At 58.2% G+C, this 2,774-nt stretch carries 1 protein-coding gene; it reads right to left on the reverse strand.

The annotated features are described in order from the left end of the window. Positions 1 to 172 precede the first annotated feature (172 nt). A partial coding sequence (locus AC2VLV_RS13280; protein WP_486990436.1) for a site-specific DNA-methyltransferase occupies positions 173 to 2,774 on the reverse strand: 2,602 nt, incomplete at its 5' end.

Below are 2,774 nucleotides of genomic sequence, written 5' to 3' on the forward strand. Positions count from 1 at the left end.
AATTGATTCAATTGAGACCTGAAAAACTTCATCGCGCCGTAACCGCTGTAGGGACCAAAGCAAGCCCGCCCGTACTTGATAAAGATATCCAAGCGAAGCGTTGATTGCTGAAAATGGATTAGACGGGGCCATATGTTCTCTGTCTCAGATCGTGTGTTGCGTAATATTGAGCCTAGACTCTAAACACCTTCATCACCTCATCCCCCAGATGATTTATGACCTTCACCGCAATCCGCCCTGTCGCAGGTTTGTCAAAAGGCCGGGAGGTGTCGCTGTTCAGCGTTGCCCAGGCTTCTGCGTCTATCTCCGCTTTCAGGGTGGTTTTCAGCGATTTGTACGGGTCGTTAGCGCCGAGGAAGTAGGCTTGACGGACGAAGAAGCTTTCTTCGTTGTAGTCGGTGTCGATGAACCAGCAGGCGATGCCATCGGGGCCGTCGCTGTGGACTTCGCCGCTGTTGGGGTGAAAGACGTCGACGCCGTTGACCTTGACACGGATCTGGCCGTCTTCGGCGTCGAGGATGTCGATGTCGGGTTCGCCGTAGATGTCGAAGAGGTTGCCTTTGCCGGTGGTCTTGAGGTCGTTGGCCATGTGCAGGGCGGCGTTCATGCGCGCCTTGAGGACGGGGACGCGGCCGAGTTTGTGGAATTCGCTGGCGTGGGCGTCGTAGTTGAAGGCGCAAGCGATGAGCACGTCGAATCCTGCGTCGGCGGCCTCTCGGGCGGCGGCAACCAGATCAGGCCGGGAGACAGTGCCGAATTCGGGGCCGATGAAAATAGCGGCGCGGCGCTCGGTGCTGCCCCCATCCGGTCCGGCGGGTTCCAGATAGCGGCCGTCGGCACAGACCAGTTCACCCGGCCAAGGGGTCAGAGCGGTGAAGTTGATCTTGCCGTCTTTGTGGGCCTGCTGCACTCCGGCGGTTTTGAGGTTTTCGAGGATGATCTGGGCGAAGTCGCGTTCCTCGCCGTAGCCAGAGCCTTGCTCAGCGAGTTTGCTGGCATTGGGGTCAATGAGTTCGTCGTTTTCATCCACCCCCAGCACACGGTGGGGGGAGAGACTTTCGACGGTGAAGGGACCGGCGACGCGGACCTTTTTCTTGTCCTCATAGGGCTTGTCGTAGAGATACTCGAAGTCGGCCTTGGCGGCAATGGATGCATCGATGGCCTGCTGGCGGGCGATGCGGGCCTGCCAAAACGCGCGGAGGGGTGTATGGGTGCTGGCGGGCCAGTCGGCGGGGGCGTCGCGGGGGACTTCCCAGTCGAGCAAGGCGCTGGCGCTGACGGTTTCACCGCCGGGCAGGGTGACGTTGCGGCCTTCCGGCCCGTCAAAATGCAGGAGTTGGCCCTGCCGTCCGCCGCTGGAGACTTTGTAGGGCGTTTTATGGCCTTTTAGTGCCGCATTCAGATCTGCCAAAGCGCCGCTGATAGCGGGCTGCCATTGCTTCCAAATGACATCAATTTCGGCGTTGTTGGCGATGGATTTGAGGGTGATGTGGGGCACCCGCTCATAGACAAAGCCATGGCGGATGCTGCCGTAAGTGGGCTTGCCAGAGGGGAAGCTGTGGGTGACTTCCGCTTCTTTCTGCTGTCCTTCCGGGCTGTCGGCGAGGAGATAGTAGGGATAACGGGCGCCCATGATGCGGGCACGGGCCAGCGCTAGGGCGACGCGGGAGGTGTCGAGGGTGATCCAGCGTCGTCCCCATTGTTCGGCGACATAGGCGGTGGTGCCTGAGCCGCAGGTGGGGTCGAGGACTAGGTCTCCGGGGTCGGTGGTCATGAGGATGCAGCGCTGAACTACGAATTCATTCGTCTCGACTACATATTTCTGGTCTCGCGCTCCTGTTGTGTCGGTCCATGTCAGATTTAACTTCGTCGTATTGTCATCAGACAGCTTCATTACATAACGAAGGTAGTTGCCCTCAATTTCAAAGCGGCCCGCCTTAGCAACACGTTCAAGCTTCTCCGTTCCTGAGGGATAACACTGTCCAGGAGCTGGCGGCCATTTTTGTCCGAGAAATGGGAGACCATATACGTCCTTCGCGCTGAACGAGGGCGGCCACATCGAGACCAGCCTAAGCGGGTCGCCAAGCGGATTCTTATCAAGTTCTTTCTTCGAGTATTTTTTGCGAGTAGTAGAGTCGATTTGTCTCCAGTTCCAGTGGAAATCGCCTGAAATATCGATTGGCTTGAAAAGGCGCCTAAATTTTGTATGTTCCGTGTTCTTGCCAAACCAGACGATGTAGTCCCCCATACGTTCAAGGTAGGTTGCGCCGAGCGGCATCGTCTTCTTGCGGAACCAAATCAACCCGATGAAGTTGTCCTCCCCAAAAACCTCATCCATCACCGCCCTTACCCGGTGCACATTTTCATCCCCAATCTGCACAAAGATCGACCCGGACTCGGTCAACAAATCCCGAGCCACGGTTAGCCGGTCGCGCAGGTAAGTCAGGTAGGAGTGGATACCGTCCCTCCAGGTGTCGCGAAACGCCTTGACCTGTTCCGGCTCGCGGGTGATGTGCTCGGTGTTGCCGTCCTTGACGTCGCGGCTGGTAGTGGACCACTGGAAATTGCTGTTGAATTTGATGCCGTAGGGTGGATCTAAATAAATGCACTGCACCTGGCCGCGCAGGCCCTCGCGCTCGGCCAGGCTGGCCATGACCTGCAGGCTGTCGCCGAGGATTATGCGGTTCGCCCAGTGGGCGTCGTGCTGGTAGAACTCGGTCTTGGCGTTGGCGTCGGGCAGGCCGTTGAAGTCGGCGAAGAGGTCGATCTGCTGG

This window comes from Thiomonas sp. TH-17 (assembly GCF_057473305.1).